The organism is Clostridium sp. (assembly GCF_050717515.1).
In the GTDB taxonomy this organism is placed as follows: Bacteria; Bacillota; Clostridia; order Clostridiales; family Clostridiaceae; genus Clostridium_AD.
Genome location: NZ_JBOITL010000042.1, coordinates 107,417 through 129,701, shown reverse-complemented (window position 1 = coordinate 129,701; position 22,285 = coordinate 107,417). Strand labels below are relative to the sequence as shown.

Annotated in this window: 27 protein-coding genes; 3 read left to right on the top strand and 24 right to left on the bottom strand. The window is 32.1% G+C overall.

From position 1 onward, the window contains the following. Window positions 1–26: 26 nt before the first annotated feature. The 14 genes from ACREV6_RS24935 to ACREV6_RS24870 form a co-directional block, all read right to left on the bottom strand. Window positions 27–746: a YwmB family TATA-box binding protein gene (locus ACREV6_RS24935; RefSeq protein WP_431580745.1), complete on the bottom strand. Its 720-nt coding sequence runs from the start codon at window positions 744–746 to the stop codon at window positions 27–29. A gap of 300 nt (window positions 747–1,046) precedes the next feature. After that, on the bottom strand, window positions 1,047–1,445 hold the full coding sequence (locus ACREV6_RS24930) for a F0F1 ATP synthase subunit epsilon (RefSeq protein WP_431580744.1): 399 nt from the start codon (window positions 1,443–1,445) through the stop codon (window positions 1,047–1,049). A 43-nt stretch (window positions 1,446–1,488) separates the two neighbouring features. Continuing rightward, a complete protein-coding gene (atpD, locus tag ACREV6_RS24925; protein WP_431580743.1) occupies window positions 1,489–2,886 on the bottom strand; it encodes a F0F1 ATP synthase subunit beta in 1,398 nt (465 codons plus the stop codon). Window positions 2,887–2,901: 15 nt separating this feature from the next. Further along, window positions 2,902–3,759, bottom strand: a complete 858-nt coding sequence (gene atpG / locus ACREV6_RS24920; RefSeq protein ID WP_431580742.1) for an ATP synthase F1 subunit gamma — start codon at window positions 3,757–3,759, stop codon at window positions 2,902–2,904. A 93-nt stretch (window positions 3,760–3,852) separates the two neighbouring features. Beyond that, window positions 3,853–5,370: a F0F1 ATP synthase subunit alpha gene (atpA, locus tag ACREV6_RS24915; RefSeq protein WP_431580741.1), complete on the bottom strand. Its 1,518-nt coding sequence runs from the start codon at window positions 5,368–5,370 to the stop codon at window positions 3,853–3,855. A 15-nt stretch (window positions 5,371–5,385) separates the two neighbouring features. Then, complete coding sequence (locus tag ACREV6_RS24910; RefSeq protein WP_431580740.1) at window positions 5,386–5,919, bottom strand: F0F1 ATP synthase subunit delta; 534 nt, start codon at window positions 5,917–5,919, stop codon at window positions 5,386–5,388. 1 nt (window position 5,920) lies between these two features. Continuing rightward, complete coding sequence (locus ACREV6_RS24905; protein WP_431580739.1) at window positions 5,921–6,394, bottom strand: F0F1 ATP synthase subunit B; 474 nt, start codon at window positions 6,392–6,394, stop codon at window positions 5,921–5,923. An 86-nt stretch (window positions 6,395–6,480) separates the two neighbouring features. Beyond that, window positions 6,481–6,729 (bottom strand): ATP synthase F0 subunit C, encoded by a 249-nt coding sequence (gene atpE, locus ACREV6_RS24900; RefSeq protein ID WP_431550961.1) that lies wholly within the window; start codon window positions 6,727–6,729, stop codon window positions 6,481–6,483. 28 nt (window positions 6,730–6,757) lie between these two features. Further along, window positions 6,758–7,438, bottom strand: coding sequence for a F0F1 ATP synthase subunit A (locus ACREV6_RS24895; protein WP_431580738.1), 681 nt, complete (start codon window positions 7,436–7,438; stop codon window positions 6,758–6,760). A 4-nt stretch (window positions 7,439–7,442) separates the two neighbouring features. Next, complete coding sequence (locus ACREV6_RS24890; RefSeq protein ID WP_431580737.1) at window positions 7,443–7,814, bottom strand: hypothetical protein; 372 nt, start codon at window positions 7,812–7,814, stop codon at window positions 7,443–7,445. Between the two features lie 809 nt (window positions 7,815–8,623). Next, complete coding sequence (gene wecB, locus ACREV6_RS24885; RefSeq protein ID WP_431580736.1) at window positions 8,624–9,748, bottom strand: non-hydrolyzing UDP-N-acetylglucosamine 2-epimerase; 1,125 nt, start codon at window positions 9,746–9,748, stop codon at window positions 8,624–8,626. Between the two features lie 79 nt (window positions 9,749–9,827). Then, window positions 9,828–10,856, bottom strand: coding sequence for a glycosyltransferase family 4 protein (locus ACREV6_RS24880; RefSeq protein WP_431580735.1), 1,029 nt, complete (start codon window positions 10,854–10,856; stop codon window positions 9,828–9,830). Between the two features lie 100 nt (window positions 10,857–10,956). Then, the gene (locus tag ACREV6_RS24875) at window positions 10,957–11,445 is read right to left on the bottom strand and encodes a deoxycytidylate deaminase (protein WP_431580734.1); all 489 of its coding nucleotides are present in this window, start codon (window positions 11,443–11,445) and stop codon (window positions 10,957–10,959) included. Between the two features lie 218 nt (window positions 11,446–11,663). After that, window positions 11,664–12,392, bottom strand: a complete 729-nt coding sequence (locus ACREV6_RS24870) for an ATP-binding protein (RefSeq protein WP_431580733.1) — start codon at window positions 12,390–12,392, stop codon at window positions 11,664–11,666. Between the two features lie 183 nt (window positions 12,393–12,575). On the opposite strand from ACREV6_RS24870, the gene ACREV6_RS24865 reads away from it, so the two are divergent. Together ACREV6_RS24865 and ACREV6_RS24860 are read left to right on the top strand one after the other, a co-directional pair. After that, the gene (locus ACREV6_RS24865) at window positions 12,576–13,271 is read left to right on the top strand and encodes a Crp/Fnr family transcriptional regulator (RefSeq protein WP_431580732.1); all 696 of its coding nucleotides are present in this window, start codon (window positions 12,576–12,578) and stop codon (window positions 13,269–13,271) included. 271 nt (window positions 13,272–13,542) lie between these two features. Then, complete coding sequence (locus tag ACREV6_RS24860; protein WP_431580731.1) at window positions 13,543–14,088, top strand: NADH peroxidase; 546 nt, start codon at window positions 13,543–13,545, stop codon at window positions 14,086–14,088. Window positions 14,089–14,179: 91 nt separating this feature from the next. Here ACREV6_RS24860 and upp read toward each other — a convergent pair whose 3' ends face one another. The 10 genes from upp to ACREV6_RS24810 all read right to left on the bottom strand — a co-directional run bounded on the left by upp (window position 14,180) and on the right by ACREV6_RS24810 (window position 21,859). Next, window positions 14,180–14,809: a uracil phosphoribosyltransferase gene (gene upp / locus ACREV6_RS24855; protein ID WP_431580730.1), complete on the bottom strand. Its 630-nt coding sequence runs from the start codon at window positions 14,807–14,809 to the stop codon at window positions 14,180–14,182. A 25-nt stretch (window positions 14,810–14,834) separates the two neighbouring features. Further along, on the bottom strand, window positions 14,835–15,284 hold the full coding sequence (gene rpiB, locus ACREV6_RS24850; protein WP_431580729.1) for a ribose 5-phosphate isomerase B: 450 nt from the start codon (window positions 15,282–15,284) through the stop codon (window positions 14,835–14,837). 79 nt (window positions 15,285–15,363) lie between these two features. Continuing rightward, window positions 15,364–15,561 (bottom strand): hypothetical protein, encoded by a 198-nt coding sequence (locus tag ACREV6_RS24845; RefSeq protein WP_431580728.1) that lies wholly within the window; start codon window positions 15,559–15,561, stop codon window positions 15,364–15,366. 53 nt (window positions 15,562–15,614) lie between these two features. Beyond that, window positions 15,615–16,661 (bottom strand): L-threonylcarbamoyladenylate synthase, encoded by a 1,047-nt coding sequence (locus tag ACREV6_RS24840; RefSeq protein ID WP_431580727.1) that lies wholly within the window; start codon window positions 16,659–16,661, stop codon window positions 15,615–15,617. 64 nt (window positions 16,662–16,725) lie between these two features. After that, window positions 16,726–17,394, bottom strand: a complete 669-nt coding sequence (locus ACREV6_RS24835) for a ZIP family metal transporter (protein WP_431580890.1) — start codon at window positions 17,392–17,394, stop codon at window positions 16,726–16,728. Between the two features lie 175 nt (window positions 17,395–17,569). Further along, a complete protein-coding gene (locus tag ACREV6_RS24830; protein ID WP_431580726.1) occupies window positions 17,570–18,163 on the bottom strand; it encodes a hypothetical protein in 594 nt (197 codons plus the stop codon). Between the two features lie 101 nt (window positions 18,164–18,264). Beyond that, complete coding sequence (prfA, locus tag ACREV6_RS24825; RefSeq protein WP_431580725.1) at window positions 18,265–19,341, bottom strand: peptide chain release factor 1; 1,077 nt, start codon at window positions 19,339–19,341, stop codon at window positions 18,265–18,267. A 136-nt stretch (window positions 19,342–19,477) separates the two neighbouring features. Further along, entirely contained in the window at window positions 19,478–20,332 is an 855-nt protein-coding gene (gene prmC / locus ACREV6_RS24820; protein ID WP_431580724.1) for a peptide chain release factor N(5)-glutamine methyltransferase, read from the bottom strand. 34 nt (window positions 20,333–20,366) lie between these two features. Then, on the bottom strand, window positions 20,367–21,272 hold the full coding sequence (locus tag ACREV6_RS24815; RefSeq protein WP_431580723.1) for a DUF1385 domain-containing protein: 906 nt from the start codon (window positions 21,270–21,272) through the stop codon (window positions 20,367–20,369). A 2-nt stretch (window positions 21,273–21,274) separates the two neighbouring features. Next, window positions 21,275–21,859: a thymidine kinase gene (locus ACREV6_RS24810; protein ID WP_431580722.1), complete on the bottom strand. Its 585-nt coding sequence runs from the start codon at window positions 21,857–21,859 to the stop codon at window positions 21,275–21,277. A 173-nt stretch (window positions 21,860–22,032) separates the two neighbouring features. On the opposite strand from ACREV6_RS24810, the gene rpmE reads away from it, so the two are divergent. Further along, entirely contained in the window at window positions 22,033–22,260 is a 228-nt protein-coding gene (gene rpmE / locus ACREV6_RS24805) for a 50S ribosomal protein L31 (RefSeq protein ID WP_431580721.1), read from the top strand. The last annotated feature ends 25 nt before the right edge of the window (window positions 22,261–22,285 follow it).

Below are 22,285 nucleotides of genomic sequence, written 5' to 3'. Positions count from 1 at the left end.
TTTTTCCTCCATTATATTGTTAGTTTTTAATAAGTTGTAATTATTTCAGGTGTGCCGATGATAATATGCCTGCCAGATGAATAATTACATACAGCATAATTAAAATCTATTAACTTGTTATTGTTTACCTTGCTAGCATACTTTTTTGTATATGCTATAGTACTTAGTCCATTATTTATACTTACAGTCTCAATATTGCACGTTCCATGAGATTTTAAAATTTTTATTATCCTTTCATTAACACCATAAATGTCTTCATTGCCTACATTTACAATATTCTCTGGCATTTCTGCCTTCAAGTATTGAAAATATTTAATATTTTCACCTCTACTTCCAATAGCCTGAGCAACTTTATTTCTAAGAGATTCTAACCCATTTTCATTATCTGTTTTGCTTATGTTTATTGTTATATCATCTTCATTATTGTATTTTATGGCTTCTATATAACCCTTAACATCTTTATTTGAAAAATCTATACAATACGAATCTTCTTTTTCATAAACATTTAATTTTATTCCACTACTATCAAATCCTAAATTTCGGATTAAATAGTTACAAACTTCTTTTGGGTCTTCCTCAGTTTTAAAAGATGTTTTCAATCCATATTCTACAGTTTTGCTTTTAGTTTCTAATAATATTTGGTCAAATAAATTGACCTTCTCCTGTGCATTTGAAAATATAACATTAATTTGCAAGATAATTTGGCACAATACTATACACAAAAGTGCAATTCTTTTTCTTTTCATTTTTATCCCCCTACCCTTCAATTAAATTGTTGACCATAATTTATTTTTTTATTCTATAAATAATGATTTTTAAATATTTTGCTATTAATAAAATCATCCCTCAGCACAAATGTGAAGAGGGTTATTCCATTCATCATATGGATAGGGGTATTTTGTATTTTAACAATTTATTTCACTATAAATCTATACACTATATTATTAATATATAAAATTTCAATGAAATTGTGCTTAAAAAAATTTAACCACATTTTTAAGTATAAAAAAAAATGGAGATAAATTAATATCTCCATTTTATATTCTCTATTCTTTTGTCTTTATTCTCATAAGGGATCTTAAAATAGCATTTTCTGCTCTTTTAACATCGACACCATCCTTATTAAGTAATCTTTCTTCTGCTCTTTCCTTAGCCTTTTCTACTCTTAAAACATCTATATCTTCCGGCCATTCGCAGGCACTGCATAATATTTCTACCTTACCCAGATATACCCTTAAAGTTCCTGTTGATGTAAAAGCTTTTAATTCTTTACCAGATAAATCTGTAAATGTTGTAACTGTTGGTTTTAATGTGGATACCATAGGAACATGATTCGCAAGGATACCAAATCTCCCATCCTCACCTTCCGTGTTCAGCCTAAGGATTTCGCCACTATAAAACTCCTTTTCAGGGGTAAGTATAGTTAGTTTTATACTTTTTTCCATATAAAAACACTGACCTTTCTAGGTGCATATTCTTAAAAACGCCTTATTCACTAGCCATAGTTTTTGCTTTTTCTATTGCCTCTTCTATAGTTCCAACAAACATAAATGCTGCTTCTGGTAATTTGTCATGCTTGCCTTCAAGTATTTCTTTAAATCCCCTTACTGTTTCTTTTACGGGTACAAATTTGCCCTTCATTCCCGTAAATTGCTCAGCTACAGTAAATGGTTGTGATAAAAATCTTTGAACTTTTCTAGCTCTTAGTACCACTACTTTATCTTCTTCTGATAATTCATCTAGCCCTAATATTGCAATAATATCTTGAAGTTCTTTATATCTTTCAAGAATATGTCGAACTTTTATTGTAACATCATAATGTTCTCTACCAATTATTCTAGGATCAAGCATTGTTGAAGTAGATTCTAGTGGATCTACTGCTGGATAAATTCCAAGTTCAACTATTCCTCGAGATAGCACTGTAGTAGCATCAAGATGACTGAATGTAGTAGCCGGAGCCGGATCTGTTAAATCATCTGCCGGTACATATACAGCCTGAACTGATGTAATAGATCCTTGCTTTGTTGAGGTAATTCGTTCTTGTAATTCCCCCATTTCTGTCGCAAGTGTTGGTTGATAACCAACAGCACTTGGTATTCTGCCAAGTAGCGCAGATACTTCTGAACCAGCCTGTGTAAATCTAAATATATTATCTATGAATAATAGTACATCTTGCCCATGATCTCTAAAATACTCTGACATAGTAAGACCAGTTAATGCAACTCTCATTCTAGCTCCAGGCGGCTCATTCATCTGACCAAACACTAAAGCTGTTTTCGATATAACTCCTGATTCTTTCATTTCATTATAAAGGTCATTACCTTCACGAGTTCGCTCACCCACTCCGGTAAATACCGAAAGTCCATTATGTTCTTTCGCAATATTATTCATAAGTTCTTGAATAAGGACAGTTTTCCCCACTCCTGCTCCACCAAAAAGACCAATTTTTCCACCTTTTTGATAGGGCGCTATTAAATCTATTACCTTAATCCCTGTTTCAAACACCTCAGGTTCAACAGACTGTTCCTCAAAAGTTGGGGCTAATCTGTGAATAGGCATATATGTATCTACTTTAACGTCTCCCATTTCATCCATAGGCTTTCCAAGAACATTGAATAACCTTCCCAGCACTACATTTCCAACTGGCACTGTTATTGGATTGCCTGTGTCAAGAGCCTCAAGCCCTCTCCTTAAACCTTCAGTGCTTTCCATAGCCACTGCTCTAATAATATCATCACCAATATGTTGCTCAACCTCAGCTACAACTACCCTGTCGTCCATTTGAATTTCAATACTGTTGTATATATTAGGAAGACTATCTGAGTCAAACTTTATGTCTATAACAGGGCCTATTATTTGAACTACTTTTCCGATATGTCCTGGCATTATTTTCTCTCCTTTTTACCTTTGAGCTTCTGCTCCTCCAACTATTTCTGCAATTTCTTGTGTAATTGCGCTTTGTCTAATTCTATTATAACTTAAATTAAGTTTATCAAGTATATCATTGGCATTGTTAGTAGCTGACCCCATCGACTCCATTCTGGCTCTGTGCTCACTAGCTTTTGAATGTAGCAATGAATTGATCATTTTACTACTTAGAAATAAGGAAATAACTCCATCCATTGTTTTTTCATTTATTGCACTAATGTCTACATATTCTTTATTAGCATTATTTCCTTTGTTATCAAAACTTAGGGGAAGTAGCTTTTCAATTTTAACTTCATTTTTCAGTGCTGAAACTAGCTTTTTATAGACGATGTGAACTTCACCCACTTCACCACTTATATACATGCTAAGTGCATGATTAATAATAGTAGTAGCGTCCTTTTGAGAAGGTGGATCCGAAATTTCAACGTATTCAGCAACTGTTTCAATATTAAGCTTTTTAAATATAATTCTTCCCTTTTGGCCTACAATAATTATATTATAATCTTCTTTACTATTTTTCAAGCTACCAATAATTTTATTTACTACTGACCAATTAAAACCACCACAGAGACCTGTGTCTGAGGTCAATACAACATACAGTTTTTTGCTGTTATTATTTCCTCTTATATAGATACTATCATCTTCATAATTATCGCAAATTTGCTTAATAGTTTCCTCAAGCGCATAAAGATAATTATTATTAGTATCTACCTTTTCCCTTATTTTCTTATATTTAGATGTGGCGACAAGTCCCATGGCTCTGGTGATTTTAGTAGTGTTTGTTATGGATTTTATTCTTCGTTTAATTGCAAGAAGCCCCATACCTGCCATGTTTCACCTCTCCTCCGCCTTCATAATATATTATGAAGGCAAATTAATTATCACCTAAAGGTGTTGTATTAACTATTTCTTTACGAAATGTAATTAATACTTTTCTATTGAAAATATTTTTTTAAACTCTTCTATTGAATCAATAAGTTGTTGCTTTATTTTATCATCTAGTTTACCGTTATCCGCTATTTCTTTACCTACTTCTCTATGATGTGTATCCATGTACTCCAAAAATTCATTTTCAAATCTGGTTACTTGATGTACTGGAATATCCATAAGATAATTATTAGTTCCAGCAAAGAAAATCATAACTTGATTTTCCACTGATACTGGCATATATTGATCTTGCTTTAATATTTCAATTAATCTTTTTCCTTTTTCCAGTCTCATTTTAGCATCGCGATCAAGATCTGTACCAAATTGCGCAAAAGCTGCAAGTTCCCTATATTGAGCAAGTTCTAGCCTTAAAGTTCCTGTAACTTGTTTCATAGCTTTTGTTTGAGCATTCCCACCAACTCTTGATACAGATATTCCAGCATTAACAGCGGGCCTTTGTCCTGAATGAAAGAGTTCCGCCTCAAGAAATATTTGACCATCAGTTATGGAAATAACATTAGTTGGTATATAAGACGTAACATCTCCTGCTAAAGTTTCTATTATAGGAAGAGCAGTTAATGATCCCCCACCTAATTTATCTGAAAGTTTTGCTGCTCTTTCTAATAATTTTGAGTGGATATAAAATACATCTCCTGGATATGCTTCTCTGCCTGGCGGTCTACGAAGTAATAGTGACATTGCTCTATAAGCTACTGCGTGCTTAGATAAATCATCATATACTATTAATACATCTCTGCCTTTGTTCATAAAATATTCTCCCATGCTGCATCCGGCATAAGGTGCCAAATACTGAAGTGGAGCTGAATGAGAAGCTGTAGATGCTACAACTATTGTATAATCTAAGGCTCCCATTTCAGATAAAGTGTTAACAATATGTGCAACAGTAGATTGTTTTTGACCAATGGCAACATATATGCATACAACATCTTTACCTTTTTGATTTAAAATAGTGTCTATAGTTAAGGCTGTCTTACCTGTTTGCCTATCTCCAATTATAAGTTCTCTTTGTCCTCGTCCAATTGGTACCATAGAGTCTATTGCTTTTATCCCTGTTTGAAGAGGTACTTTAACGGATTGTCTTTCAATAACTCCAGGTGCGTCTACTTCTACTGGTCTTGTCTCTGTAGTCTTAACTGGACCCTTACCATCTATTGGCACCCCTAGAGAATTTACAACTCTTCCTATTAAGGCTTCTCCAACGGGAACTTCAACTACTTTGCCACTTCTCTTTACTACGTCACCTTCTTTGATGCCTTCTCCGCTTCCAAGTAGCACACATCCAACATTGTCTTGTTCTAAATTCAGGGCCATACCATATATTCCATTAGGAAACTCTAAAAGTTCACCTTCCATGCAGTCATCCAAACCATATACTCTAGCAATTCCATCACCTATTTGAATTATGGTTCCTGAATCAACAGTGTCAATTTTCTTTTCATATCTTTCTATTTCTTTCTTTATTATGGATGTTATCTCTTCTGGTTTTATATTCATAAACTCACCTCTATTCTATTTAAACATTATTCTTTTCATTTCTTCTAATTTGTTTTTTATTGTACCATCAATAACGTCATCGCCAACCCTAATATATACTCCGCCTATAATTTTTTTATCTAATTTTTCATGAAAGATAATATTCTTATCATACATTTTAAATAATTTAGTACGCAAGTTTTCTTTTTGAGAATCTTCAAGTGGTATTACTGTTACAACCTCCACTAATAGTGTATTATTACGCTCTAAGTGGATTTTTTCCATTTCTTTAAGCTTTTCTTCAGTATACATTATTCTATCTTTTTCTATAAGAATAAGTAAAAAAGATAAAAGATCCTCATCAATTCTGCCCTTGAAAATATTTATGAACATTTTCTTTTTTGAAGAAGTACTTATTTGCGGATATTTAATAACTTTAAGAAACTCATCATCATTCTTCATAAGTGAAACAATTTCCCGAAGGTCATTTAAATATTCTTCTACTTTTCCTTTTTCCTCAGCAACTGTGTATAGTGCTAGTGCATATCTTTTATCTAAGTATTCATACATTTTAGCTACCTACCTTAAAGATAAAGTCCTCAATCAATCTTCTATGTTCCTTTTCATCTATATGCTGTTCAAGAGCTTTTTCAGACAATATTAGTGATAAATCTATAACTTGTTTTTTAATTTCACTTTGTGCTTTTTCTTTTTCTCTTTCAATTTCAAGTCTTGACCTTTCAATAATAAGTGTAGCTTCTTGTTTTGCATCTTCGATTAATTCGCCAGATATCTTTTCTGCTTTTTGCTTGTATATTTCAACTATTTCCTTGCCTTCTTTTTTTGCTAACTTTAACTTCTCAACATTTTCTATTTTCAACCTTTTAGCTTCTTCTTTATCAATTCTTGCTTGTTCAAAAGAAGAATACAATTCTTCTTTTCTCGTATCTAGAATTTTATTTACCGGTATAAACAAATAACGTTTAGCAATGAAAAGTAGTATAAGGAAATTTATCATTGCAGCTATAATATTACCTAAATTCATCTCCATCTATATAAAATCTCCGTTTATATTTTTTTTTATTTTACGCAAACCGAGACTTTCACCTACCTTTCCTTAACTATTTCACTTTAACCTTTTACACCAAATAAAATTAATAATAGTGCTATTAAGAAACCATAAATAGCTGTTGCTTCAGATAACGCACCACCTATAACTAACGCTCTTGTAATTTTATCTGCAGCCTCTGGCTGTTTTGCAATACCCTCTACAGCTTTTGCTGTAGCATTTCCTGTTCCTATTCCACCACCTATAACCCCTAGAGCTGCTATTCCTGCTCCTATTGCGCACATTCCTGCTATAAATCCTGCTGAATCCATAAAATATTCCTCCTATTTCATTATTATTTTAGTGTTCTGAAATTATTACAATATTAATCATTGTTAACATTACAAAAATAACCATTTGAATAGTACCATCAAATAAATCAAAATACATATGTAATGGTATTGGTATTCCTAATTGCGCCACCCAAGCCACACTACTAAGTGCACTATAAACTAATTCCATGATTATAGTTGCGGCAAACATATTTCCAAACATTCTTAGACTTAAAGATACTGGAAGCATTATTCTCTCCATTATATTCACTGGTAGTAGTACAGGCAGTGGTTTTGCATAACCAGTAAAATAATGTCCAATACCAACCTTTTTAATTGTATAACCCTGTATCACTATAAATGTAGTTAAGCCCATTCCTAAACTTACACTATAGTCCGTAGTAGGGGGCTTTATTCCAAATATACCCACCAAATTCATTGACAATAGATAAATACCCAATGTACCTATATACGGAACAAAATTCTTAAAACTTTTACCCATGGTCTGTTCTACTGTTTTTTGGACAAATTCTACAAAGATTTCAACTACACTCTGCTTTTTGTCTGGAATCTTTTTAAGATTTTTATTAATAAATGCTATTAGTAAGGTCAGAACCAAAATTATCACCCATTGTATAATTAAGCTCTGCGTAATTTGAAAATTATATCCAAATAAATTCACACTAGGCAATTGTGTAATTTCTCCCACTTACTCACTTCCCTTCACACTCTTTAATATTAATTCCGTAAAGTACTAGAGAAATCAGCTGTGAACTATACCCTAATATAAACGTAATTATAGCAAATTTTAAATAATTAAAAACCATCAAGCCTATTACAGATACTATAATCACCCTAAATGCAAAGCTAAAAGAAGTAGCAAACCTATATTTTTGTGCTTTGCATAATATAAAATTAACAGATATTAAATTAAATAATAAATTAGTACTTGCTAATATTAGACCTAATAAAAAAAAGACTGCGTATTTTTTATCAATAAAATAAATTACAGTAGTTCCAATGAGTGCAACGAAAAAATTAAAGAAATTAATTTTTTTATACATTTGCGCCGACTTAATATTCACTTTTTTTCTTCCTCTCGCCATTCACTAACAATTTCATTATAGTCTACTAATTTTCATAAATAAAACCTAGAATTTCTTATTTTTTTGAGATATACAAGCATTTAAGTCGATTTTTTAAATAAAATCTCTTAGTTCCTCTGAATATATCCATATTACGATATATTACGACTTATCAAATAATTTGCAAATGGATTATTCAATTAATTTATTTATTTTAACATGCTTAATATTCTCAATATTCTCAATATAGTAAGTAAAGCTTTCAACACTATTGATTTTACTAACCTTTAAGAACTTTTTAATATAATTTATATTTAGTTAAACATTTACAAAAACTTTATGGAAAAAAATTTTTTTTAATTGTTTTTCTTTTTTTTCGAACAATTGCAATATACTATTTTTTATATTTCATTTTTTCTTAAAATTTTTTTATTGTTTATGTTATTCTTTTCATTAGTCACTTAAAATATGCATTGAATTACTCTTATTTAGCTTGCTATAAGCTTTTAAATACCGTATATCAGGATAAACAATACTTTTAAGCGCCCTAGGTTGTTGTAGCTGAATATGAATTTTTCAACCTTAGAAACTTTTATTTTTAAGGTTTTCATTTGAATATATGGTAAAAAATAAGTTCAAGAATTTAATTTCTAAATTCTTGAACTTATTTTAACGACATTTCAGAAGGAAGTCTCCCACTTCTATAAGTGGGGGTAATACGCTATAACAAAAAGAAAACTTCAGTGGGACTCTAAATCTCCTTCTGAAGTCGTTAATTATAGCATCGCAGATGATGATTTAACAACATTTTAATATATTCTAAAATACTTTAACAGTGAATCTACTATTTTAATAGAAGCATTTCCATCGCCATAAGGATTAATTGATGTGCTCATGTGATTATACTCATCTTCATTTCTTAAAAGCATATTAGCATTTAATACAATTTCCTTTACATCTGTTCCAACTAATCTTACTGTACCAGCATGCTGTGCCTCCACTCTCTCCGTAACATCCCTAAGAACTAAAACCGGCTTACATAAATGGGGTGCTTCTTCTTGAATTCCTCCTGAGTCAGTCATTACTAGATAACATTTCTTCATTAAATTATGCATTTCATCCGTATCAATAGGTTGAAGCAAATGTATCCTATCCACATCTTTTAAGATTCTGTGAACCATATCTTTCACCACTGGATTTGGATGAACCAGATACAATACTTCTACATCTTTGTTTTCGCATGCAACAATTTTTAGTGCATTACATATATTTTCAATTCCACTCCCCCAATTTTCTCTCCTATGAGCTGTAACCATTATTACTTTTTTGTTTTTATAGTCAATTTCATTTAGCTCATGGTTTTCAAAAATATAGTCTTTTTTAATTGTAAACTTCATAGCATCTATAACTGTATTTCCTGTTACAAAAATAGCACTCTCCTCTATTCCCTCTCTTAATAGGTTTTCTTTAGAGGTAGTAGTAGGTGCAAAGTGTAAATCTGCTAGTGCTCCAGTTAGTTTCCTATTAATTTCTTCTGGATAGGGAAAAAACTTATTATGAGTTCTAAGGCCAGCTTCTACATGCCCAACAGGTATTTTTCTATAAAAAGCTGCAAGCGACGCTGCAAATGTCGTGGTAGTATCTCCATGTACAAGCACTATATCTGGCTTCTCACTTTCAAAGATTTCTTCTAGCCCAGAAAGCACAGAGCAGGTTATCCCTGTTAAGCTTTGTTTTGATTTCATTATGTTTAAGTCATACTGAGGCACTATGTTAAAAAGCTCCAAGACTTGATCCAAAAGTTCTCTATGCTGAGCCGTTACGCATACTACACATTGTATTTGAGATTTTTTTTCTAATTCTTTAACTAGAGGTGCCATCTTTATGGCCTCAGGCCTTGTACCAAATATTACTATAACTTTAATATTTCCCACCAAATGACCTCCTAATTTAACTCAATTTAAATTATAACTATCTGTAAATCAGTAATTTCTAAATCCAAAGATATACAAATTACTCTTTGTGCTTAAAAATGCCATATTTCCAGGCTGCTGAAACTGTTATAACTGCTGTGAGCCCTAACAAAAAATACGCCCTTTGATTACTCATTTGCATTGTTATAATGGCAATCCCGCCTAGCACAGCACTTATAAAATACATAATAATAACTGCCTGCTTTTGACTGAGTCCCATATCTAAAAGCCTATGATGCAAATGACCTTTGTCTGCTTGCATTATAGATTTCCCATTAGCTTTCCTTCTAATCATAGCAAAAAGGGTGTCATAAATAGGTAATGCAAAAGCTAAAATCGGTACTGCTATAACAAATGCTGTTGCAGATTTAATAGCACCTTCAATTGAAATTGCAGCTAAAAGAAAACCTAGTAATTGAGAGCCCGTATCCCCCATAAAAATAGAGGCTGGATTGAAATTATATGGTAAAAACCCTAAAATAGCTCCACTTAACACCGCAGTTAAAAATGCTGGCTCCAGTCTTCCATTAATTATAGAAACTATCATTAAAGTGACACAGGATATAAATGCTATTCCTGCTGCGAGCCCATCTAATCCATCTATTAGATTAAAAGCATTAGTCACACCTACAATCCATATTATTGTTACAGGTATACCAACCCACCCTATATTTAGATAAGGATAAAATTCTCTAAAAGGATTGGTTAGAATCGATATCCTTACATCTGACATTAAAAGGCATACAGCAGCCATAATTTGTATTAGAAGCTTGTATTTAGGGCTTAAATCTTTAATATCGTCTATCATGCCTCCCATAACAATTATAGTTGCCCCGATAATTATGCCTAGTTGAGAAGGTGTTAAAATACCATTATATAAAATTGTTCCTATAACAAAAGCTATGTATATAGCTAGCCCTCCCATAACTGGAACAGGTTTTTTGTGGACTCGCCTTTCATCTTTAGGAATATCAATGGCATTAACAGCTATTGCAAATTTTTTAACTAAAGGGGTAATTATAAAAGAAATTAAAGCTGTGATTATCGCTAAAATATAAAAATTACTCATAAAAAAAACCTTTCTTTCACAAAAACAGTGTTTTTATTTGATAAATATAGGTTGAAATTTAAGAAATTAATAAATAACTGTGATTTATAAAATTTCATAATTAATATCCACCATCACCTTGAAGTGAGTCATCATTTTCTATCCATTCTTCTACATATACGATTTTATACTGTATTTTGCTATCTCTAATTATTACTTTCTCTATACCTGAATTAATTATAAATCTCTTGCATAAAGAGCAAGGAGATGCATTATTAACTAATTCACCACTACTCACTTCTTTTCCAACTAAATACAAAGTTGACCCCATCATATCATTTCTTCGAGCTGATATAATTGCATTTTGTTCTGCATGTACCGATCTACAAAGCTCATACCTCGTACCTCTTGGAATTTTCAATTCTTCTCTTCTACAAACCCCTAAATCGCAACAATTCGCTCTACCTCTAGGTGCTCCTGTATATCCAGTAGACATAATTTCATCATTTTTCACTATTATAGCTGCAAAATTTCTCCGCATACAAGTTCCTCGTTCAGATATGGTTTCACATATATCTAAATAATAATTATGTTTGTCAATTCTTACCATAAATATACCTCACATAAATATATTTTAATTATGTAGATGAGAAATCAAAACTAAATCTATAATCTAATAATCAATCTATACCATTTTACACTAAAAAATCAAGAATTTAAAGTGTTTAATACCGTATTTATGTTAATTTACTATAAACTAAAAAAGCATATATTATTTTTCATAATATACGCTTTGTTAAATATACTTTTAAAGCATGGTTATAAGCATTAAATTATTACTCCGTTTATACCAATAGTTACCTCTTTATAAGGTACTATTATTCCAGCCTCAAGCATCGCTCCCTTTACGCAGCTAACAATACCTGTGCAACAAGGCACTTCCATTCTAACTACAGTAATGCTCTTAATATCATTGTTTTTCAATATTTCACATATTTTTTGTTTATAATAATCATTATCATCAAGCTTTGGACATCCTATCAACGTAACCCTTCCTTTAATAAACTCCTTATGAAAATTCCCATAAGCATAAGCTGTGCAATCTGCCGCAATCAAAATATCTGCACCGTTTAAAAATCCCGCCTTAGAATTAACTAACTTTAACTGCACTGGCCATTGATTTAATTCAGAAGATACTGAGACCTCTCCCCCATTATTTATATTAGTTGGTGCCTGTTTTATATTTAAATTCACATTTCTTTTTATGGACTTTTCCATTGTACCAGGGCATCCACAAGGCAAATTAGGCTTTACCCTATATTTCTCTTTTTTTATTTCGACAGCCTGAAGATCATAATCTGCAGCATCTCTTTGGATTATTTTAATAGCATCTGTAGGACACTGTGGCAGGCAATCCCCCAGTCCATCACAATACTCATCGCTTATTAATTTAGCCTTGCCGTCAACTAGTTCTATGGCACCTTCATGACAACCACTTATACATATTCCGCAACCATTACATTTACTTTCATCTATACTAATAATATCTCTTTTCATTTTAACGCCTCCTAATTTTTTTATATATTTTCTTTAAGTCACATTTAAATAAATAACTCTTATTTTCATTTGTTTTCATATACTTCACTAATGATTTCATTGACTGTATATACAAATTATATTAGAATTACTTATGATAATATGTAACCCATGTTACCAAATTTAAGATTTGAGGGTGATTTTATGGATAAACTAATAGATTGTTTAAAGCATTGTATTTTATTTAAAGGTTTAACTTGTGATGAATTGCAAAATTTAATCGAAAATATAAATTACTCCATTTCAGATAACTGTAAAAACTGTGATGAATGCCGCACTTGCATAGTGGCATTAGAAGGCGATATCTGCAACTATTTAGGAATTGTAATGGCCGGCGAGCTTGAAGTACAAAAACACTATGCCAGTGGTAAAGTTGTTACCCTGGCAAAATTAAATATAGGAAAAACCTTTGGTGAAGCAATCGCTTTTTCAGAAACAAATATATACCCAGCTACCATAGTATCATCTAAAGGTTCAATGATACTTTATATTTCAAAAAAAGATATTATAGCTATGTGTAGCTCTTACCCTAAAGTATTGAATAATTTTATGCAACTTCTATCTAGTAAAATTCTTTTATTAAATACAAAAATTAAAGAACTATCTTTTGAAACACTAAGACAAAAAGTTTCTAATTACTTACTCTCTCAATACGAAATTCAAAAAACCACAGCCCTTACTCTGCCTATATCTAGAAAAAGCCTTGCTGAGCATCTAGGTGTTCAAAGACCTTCCCTTTCAAGAGAGTTTGTTAATATGAGAAACGATGGCTTAATAGATTTTAATAAGAGTTTAGTCCAAATTAAAGATTTAGAGGGTCTTTACGATATATTAGTTTAATGCAAATGTAGAACATATTATACTATTTTTATAAATATTAAATTTTACTTGATAATAGTTATCCAATAGTGTATAGTTATTGTTATAGGTAATCTAAGTTTAAATTTCCTATTTACATCGTAAATTGTATTACTTATAGTAATGGTTATGTTATATAAAACAATGTCATGTAGATACAATTGATAATTGCTATCTACTCCAGCGAACTACATGAGGGGATAACAATCCATAATTGTTATCTACCTCAGAGAATTATAAGGGGGAAATAAATATGAAAAAATTTGTTTGTACAGTATGTGGATATATCCACGAAGGAGATTCCGCACCAGATGTCTGTCCAGTTTGTGGTGCAAAAAGTGATAAGTTTGTAGAGCAAGATGAAAATGATATGTCCTGGGCAGATGAACATAAAATTGGAGTTGCTAAAGACGCAAGTCCAGAAGTTGTAGAAGCATTAAGAGCTAACTTCGTTGGAGAATGTACTGAAGTTGGTATGTATTTAGCAATGAGCCGTCAAGCCGATAGAGAAGGCTTTCCAGAAGTTGCAGAAGCTTATAAAAGAATAGCTTTTGAAGAAGCTGATCATGCTTCAAAATTTGCTGAGTTACTTGGTGAAGTAGTAACATCAGATACTAAGAAAAACCTTGAAATGAGAGTTGCTGCTGAACATGGAGCTTGCCAAGGTAAGAAGGACTTAGCTACTTTAGCTAAAAAACTTAACTATGATGCAATCCATGATACAGTACATGAAATGTGCAAAGATGAGGCACGTCACGGTGCAGCATTTAAGGGTTTACTTAATAGATATTTTAAGTAGAATTGAATTAAGTAAAAATCAAAAGCAACTTACAGATATTTTTCTGTAAGTTGCTTTTTAAAGTTTCATGCCCCTAAATTATTATAATTAACTACTTAGTTCCGAATAATCTGTCTCCAGCATCACCAAGACCTGGTACGATATATCCTTTTTCATTTAATTTTTCATCAATTGAAGCTACATATATATCCACATCTGAGTGTTCATCCGTAATAGCCTTAATTCCCTCTGGTGCAGCTATAAGACACATAATTCTTATGTTTTTTGCTCCTCTTTTTTTAAGAGCTGAAATTGCGTCTATTGCGGAACCTCCTGTAGCTATCATAGGATCTGTAATAATTACATCTCTTTCATTAATGTCCTGAGGTAATTTACAGAAATACTCAACAGGTTGCAATGTTTCCTCGTTTCTATACATTCCTATGTGACCAACCTTAGCTGCTGGTATAATTTTTAGCATACCATCAACCATTCCGAGTCCTGCTCTGAGTATTGGAACTATAGCCATCTTCTTTCCAGCTAAAACACTACATTTAGTAGTACAAATAGGAGTTTCGATTTCTACTTCTTCTAATTGTATATCACGTGTAACTTCATAAGCCATAAGCATTGCAACTTCTTCAACTAAGTCTCTAAAATCCTTTGAACCTGTGTTTTTATCTCTTATGTATGCCAATTTGTGTTGTATAAGTGGATGTGTTATTTGTGTTACTTTACTCATATTATTGCCTCCAATTTTTAAATGTTTATTTAGAATATTTTTTCTCAATTTCAGTAATTTTATTAATTCTTTTTTGGTGTCTTTCTCCTTGAAATTTAGCATTGATAAAAGCATCTACAATATCTAATGCTAACCCAATACCGATAACTCTTTCGCCAAGAGTAAGTATATTAGCATTATTATGCTCTCTTGCAGCATGAGCGCTGAAAGTATCATGACATAGTGCCGCCCTTATGCCAGGCACTTTATTAGCAGCAATTCCTATTCCTATACCTGTGCCACATATTAATATACCTAATTCAAACTCTTCTTCTACTACTCCTTTTGCAACTTCTAATGCATAGTCTGGATAATCACAAGAATCCTCAGTATAAGTGCCCAAGTCTGTTACCTCAATATTTTTACTCTCCAGATGCAGGATTATCTGTTTTTTTAAATTTAAACCACCATGATCACTACCCAATGCTATTTTCATAGTAAAACACCTCCAAGATATATTTTCATATTATAAGATATTATATTACAAAAAAAGAAGATATCGGCATTTAAATAAACTATTTAAATACCATTATCTTCTTTGTATTATCCCATAATAAGAATGCATTATTTCTTAATCCGTCAAAAAACTTTGAATAAATCGGAATATAGACAACACATGGTCCAATATTATTTACAGTAAATATTTTATTGAAAATAGCTTCTATAATATAGCTTTTTCGCATTTTTTCATTACAAATATACAATATATCCATAGTTCCTCCTCATATTCCTCTAGAATAGATACCAATTACAAACAGCTATCTACCTATACGTAAATTATATCAAAACCCGCTGACTTCTTAAGCCTATTCATTATAGCAACGCCTATACCCTTTTCTTCAAAGGCTTCTGACAATATTAAATCTACATCTACAGCATCAAAACTTCTTAAAACTTCAAAAAGATTTCTTCCTACAGTATCTAGATGTTTTCTGCTACCTAAAGAAATAACAGTGCCACAAGGATATTTGTCTTTAGTTTCATCTGTTGCCATAATCCCTATTTTTTTCTTGCCCATACTAGTCTGCACTATTTCATTGATTTTTGCAACAGTTTTTTCTAAATCTCCACATATAATTTTTACTGGGGCTTTTGGTGCATAATGTCTATACTTCATACCAGGTGCTTTAGGCTTAAAATCATTATTTGGTTTAGACATTACATTTTTATCAATATATATTCCATTATCTATTTCTCTAAGCATCTCAATAGTTATAGCTCCCGGTCTTAGTATACATAGTGGAGTACAAGTACAATCCACTATTGTTGACTCAAGACCTACCTCACTTTTATCTCCGCCTATAATGTACTCTATCTTTCCACTTAGATCCTCAATACAACTCTCTACATCAGTAGGACTAGGTCTACCCGATATATTAGCTGAAGGGGCTGCAATAGGTGTTCCCGCTGCCTCAATGAGTTTCTTGGCAATTAAATTTGAGGGCATCCTTATGCCTACAGTATCCAGATTTGCACTTGTAGTACTGGGAATCAAATCAGACTTATTAAAAATCAAAGTTATCGGTCCAGGCCAATATTTATCCATAATTTTCCTTGAAATTTCCGGTATTTCTTTAACTAGATACTCTATATTAAAATCAGCTACATGCACAATAAGGGGGTTATCCTGTGGTCTTCCCTTAGCTTTAAAAATTTTTTCTACAGCGAGTGTATCTAAGGCATTGGCTCCAAGACCATAAACTGTCTCAGTAGGAAAAACAACTAACCCACCTTCGGCTATAACAAGCCCTGCCTCATCAATTATATTTTGGTCAATATTATTTTGGTCCATTATTGCTATCTTCGTTTTCATCCTTACACCTCTTCATTAATCATCTTCTTCAAAGCTGATCATCTTCTTCGAAGCTGAAATGTCGTTAAATCACATTAGTCATTATTAATCCTACTATTATACCCAAAAGTATTCCTAATGTATTTGTTATTCCCGGCCAAAGCTTTTTAGACTGTGGAAGCATCTCTCCATAAATAACATATAACATAACACCTGATGCAAACGCTAGAGCACTACCTAGTATATTTACAGATATGCTCCCAATATAAATTCCTATCCATGCACCAATTGCAGTAGGAAGCGCTGTTAAAAATGCATAAAATAATATTTTTCCGCTTTTTGTTCCCGAAAGCATTAGAGGTGCTGCAACGGCTAACCCTTCAGGCACATCATGTATTGCAATTATCACACTCATTTTAAGCCCTAGGTTTTCTCCATTAACAAACCCAAATCCCATTATTAGACCTTCCGGAAAATTATGAAGCATTATTCCAATTGCAACCATAAAAGCCACCTTTGTATATTGAGAATTTGCATTACCACTTAAATTGCTTATTTTGTCTATTATTACAACAATAATAATACCTAGAATTAAAAACAATAAAGTTCCTAGAAGTCCTGTCTTTTCTGTAGCTTCTGGTATAAGTTCAAAAACCACAATAGAAAGCATAAGTCCCGATGCAAATCCTATAATATTTCCTAGGAACTTTCTTGAAGGTTTTTTCATAACAACACCTAAAAACGCCCCTACCATAGTACCAATCAAAGCTATTACTCCAGAAAATATGATTATCAAAACAATCCTTCTAATCAATTTTATACCCCCACTTCTATAGAATTATAATCCTATGTCTTACAATTCCATATGAGAATAAAGTATAGAAGCGTTTATGCACTCTACTTATTTCTCTATATATAATTTTATTCCATCAGTGGGGGTTTATGCCGTATTCTCTATATTCTTTAATTTTCTCTATAGCATCGTCTGAAAATATTGCGCCAACACAAGATCTATATAAGTCATCTAATAAAATATATTTCTTAAATCCACCATGTTTAATTATAATATAGAAATACGTTTCTTCCGGATTTTCGATTTTAATTTTATTATACATCTGTGCTACATAGGGGTGATTTTTTAAAAAGTATATATCTATGAGATGAATTTTTTTGTTTCTAAATTTAGATTTTGTTATTATAATAAGCTCTAAGTTCTTGCCCTGATCCTCAGTATGAACAAAAGCAACTTTTTTGCATACAATAATAAATTTAACTTTTGCAATTCCACACCATATACTGATTTTGTACCCTTCCAGTTTGAAATCAATATATTCTTCATTAAATCTAAGAATCACAACAATAGCAATAAGCAGCTCATTGCAAACTAAATATATTACAAGGTATGCATTTGCAATCTTTGACACTATTAACATAATAGGTAATAAAACAAAAATAAAGCACATCGATAGCATAAACCCTTTATAAGTTTTTTTTTGCTTTCTAATGGCTTTATTTATATTCATTACTCTCACCTTTCACTTGTAATAATAAGTTTTTACGAAAGCACACTTAAATAAATAACCAGTAAATCTACTAATATATTTTCATATGCACAAAGTAATTTCTAATCATTATTCCCCATTGCTTTCATCTTTTCTGCTTGATCAGCAGTTATTAATGTATTCATCATCTCATCTATATCTCCATCAAGAAAAGCTTCCAGTCTATACAGCGTTAAGCCTATTCTATGATCCGTTACCCTTCCTTGAGGATAGTTGTAAGTTCTTATTCGTTCACTTCTATCTCCCGTACCTACCTGACTTTTTCTTTCCTCAGCTATCCCTGCAGATCTTTCAGCCTCAGCTTTATCAAATAATCTAGATTTTAATATCTTTAGAGCTTTTTCTTTGTTCTTTAACTGGGATTTTTCATCCTGGCAAGAAACTACAAGGCCTGTAGGAATATGTGTCATTCTTACTGCTGAATCTGTTGTGTTAACACACTGTCCTCCATTACCTGATGCTCTAAACACATCTATCTTTAAATCATTAGCACTAACTTCAATATCTACGTCGTCAACCTCTGGTAGTACAGCAACAGTTGCAGTAGATGTATGAATTCTTCCACTGGACTCAGTGTCTGGAACTCTTTGAACTCTGTGTACTCCACTTTCATATTTAAATTTGCTATAAGTAGATTCACCTTTTACCATAAATACCACTTCTTTAAATCCACCAATATCAGTTTCATTAGCACTCATTACTTCAACTTTCCATTTATTACGCTCTGCATACCTTGTATACATTCTAAATAGATTTGCTGCAAACAATGCTGCTTCATCTCCACCTGCACCCGCTCTAATTTCAACAAACACGTTTCTTTCATCATTAGGGTCCCTGGGCAAAAGCAAAATTCGAAGTTCTTCCTGCATAGTTTCTTTAGTTTGAATTAAGTCTTTTATTTCATCTTGAATCATCTCTTTCATTTCTCTATCTGATTCGTCTTTAAGCATTTCTTTGTTTATTTCTAAATCTTCTTTAGCTTTTTTATATATTCTATATTTTGTAACTACTATTTCCAATTCTGCGTGCTCTTTGCAAAGTTTTTGCCATTCCTTTTGATTAGCAATAACCAAAGGGTCGCCAATTTTCATTGTAATTTCTTCATATTTACTTTCTGTAAACTCAAGCCTATCTAACATTTTTATCACTCCGTATATATATTTTCACATCCTAATATTATACCATAGTTATGTATAGTATACAAATTAACATAACTATGGACTTACTCTACTTTATTGCTCTAATTCACAAGACGCCCTAACTCACTAAAGTATCCTAATCCATTAAAATGCCTTTAACAACCCTATCATTCCCCGATAAATCTTTAATACATACTATACTCTTAAATCCTGATTTCAAAAGAATATCTTGAACTTCTTCTCTTTGATCATATCCTATTTCAAAAGCTAAAAGTCCACCCTTTTCTAAAACCTGCAAACTTTCCTGGGTAATTCTTCTATAAAATTTCAAACCGTCCTCCCCACCACTAAGGGCTATGTAGGGCTCATAATTTTTTACATCCTCCATTAAAGTAGGTATAACCGCTTCTCTTATATAAGGAGGATTAGAGACCACAACTTGAAATTTCTTATTTTGCTGTATAGCACTTTGCAATAAATCGCTGTGCTGCTCATTGACCCTACTTTCCAAATCAAATCTTTCTATATTTAATTTTGCCACAGCTATTGCATCATAAGATATATCATAAAGCGTTACCTTTGCACCTTTAATAAATTCAGCTATGGCTATGCCAATAGCTCCACTTCCACTACAAACATCGCACACCTGCGTATAAGCTTTTTCATTTATATGCTTAATTACTTCTTCAACTAAAATTTCAGTATCAGGCCTTGGTATTAAAACTCCAGGCTTTACTATTAATTTCATACCCATAAATTCACATTCCCCAAGAATATATTTTATAGGCATCTTACTTTTTCTAAGCTGGATTAGCCGTGAAAACTCATTTTCCTCTTGGTGGTTAAGATCAAAACCTCTATTAGTCATTATGAACAATTTATCCACATTTAAAACCCTACCAAGTAAAAGTTGTGAATCTAGCAAATAGCTCTCAATGCCAACATTTTTTAAAATTCCATAGGACTTAAGAAGTATTTCTCCTATATTCATTACTTGCCACCGCCCTTCATAATCACCATTCTAATTAATCTTCAATACCCTCCGCTACTTTAAGAGCTTTTATTGCCACCTCGAGTTGTGACAAATCCGGTTCCCTTGTAGTCAAATTCTGCAGCTTAAGTCCTGGATAAGAAAGAATTTTAGCTAATGAGCCCTGACTTTTTCCCATCCATTTAATAATTTCATAGCTTACGCCTGAAATTAGTGGCAGAAGTATAATCCTATACATTATTCTCTCCCCAATTGAATTCCAACCAGTAAAAGAGAACATTATTATACTAACTATCATAACTAAAAATAAAAAATTCGTGCCACATCTTGGATGTAATCTCCCAAATTTAGCTGCATTTTCTGGAGTTAGTTCAACATTGTTTTCATAGCAAAATATGGTTTTATGTTCTGCACCATGATATTGGTACACTCTTTTAATATCCTCCATTTTTCCTATAAGATACACATATAGTAGAAATATTAAAACCCTAATAATTCCTTCTACAATATTCATGCCTATGTTGCCTGTACCCATTTTGCTAAAAACATTAGCTACCAGGGTTGGTAAAATAAAAAATAACCCTATAGATATAACTAGAGAAATAACAAGGGATATTCCCATAATTACATCATTACTTTTCTCTTTAAATATTTTTTCTATCCATTTATCTAATTTTGAAGCTTCGCCCGCTTCTTCGAAAAAAGAAGCCGAATAATTTAAAGTTTGTACACCTATAACTAAGGATTCAATTAGTGAAATAAATCCTCTTATTATGGGTAATCCAAAAAATTTATTCTTTTTAGTGTAGGATGTATAGCATTTTTTTTCCACTACGATTTCCCCTCCGACAGTTCTCACCGCAGTGGCAATGCCATTACTCCCCCTCATCATAACTCCTTCAATTACTGCCTGACCTCCAACATTAACATTTTTAGCCATAGTTACACCCCTTCTCTAGGAACAATATGACATTTTCTGCAACGTGCCTCATAGGATTCCGTCGCCCCAATTAATACAATAGGATCCTCATATTTAGCTGGCCTTCCATCGATCAAACGTTGAGTTCTAGTCGCAGGATTACCGCACACTACGCAAATAGCCTGGATTTTATCCACAAATTCTGCTACAGCAAGAAGTGCAGGTATAGGCCCAAAAGGTTCCCCTCTAAAATCCATATCTAGTCCCGCGCATATAACTCTTTTATTATTATCAGCGAGTGTAGTAATTACATCAATTATACCTTGATCAAAAAATTGAACCTCATCAATAGCAACAACTTGTGTATCTGCTTCTAATAGGGCTAATAACGATGCACTATCCTTAACTGGAACAGCCTCTTCCTTCTCTCCACAGTGAGATACCACGTCTACCTTGCTATATCTATTATCAATTTCCGGTTTAAAAACTTGTAATTTTTGCTTTGCAATTTTTGTTCTTCTTATTCTACGTATAAGTTCTTCAGACTTACCACTATACATAGGTCCTATAATTACTTCCACCCAACCATGGTTTTTTGGTCCATACATACTTTTACCTCCAATATTATAAAAAAAACTTACTACATGTATTTTATCAAATATAAGCTATATAATAAAGTCAAATTTAATTTTATTCTTATTGACTTAATAATCAATTATATGATAAACTTGAATAGTTGACAATACGGGTATATATCTATTTTTTGAAAGAGGTGAAAAATATGCAAGAAGGAATACATCCAGAATACCATAAAGACACAGTTGTTAAATGTGCATGTGGAAACACTTTTATTACAGGATCTACTAAACAAGAACTTAAAGTAGACGTATGTTCTAACTGCCATCCATTCTACACTGGAAAGCAAAAGAATATTGATGCTGGTGGAAGAGTAGACAGATTCATGAAAAAATTCAATTTAAAGAACGAAGTAGAAAATGACGCAGAATAATATATTAATGGAAAAGATTTAATTA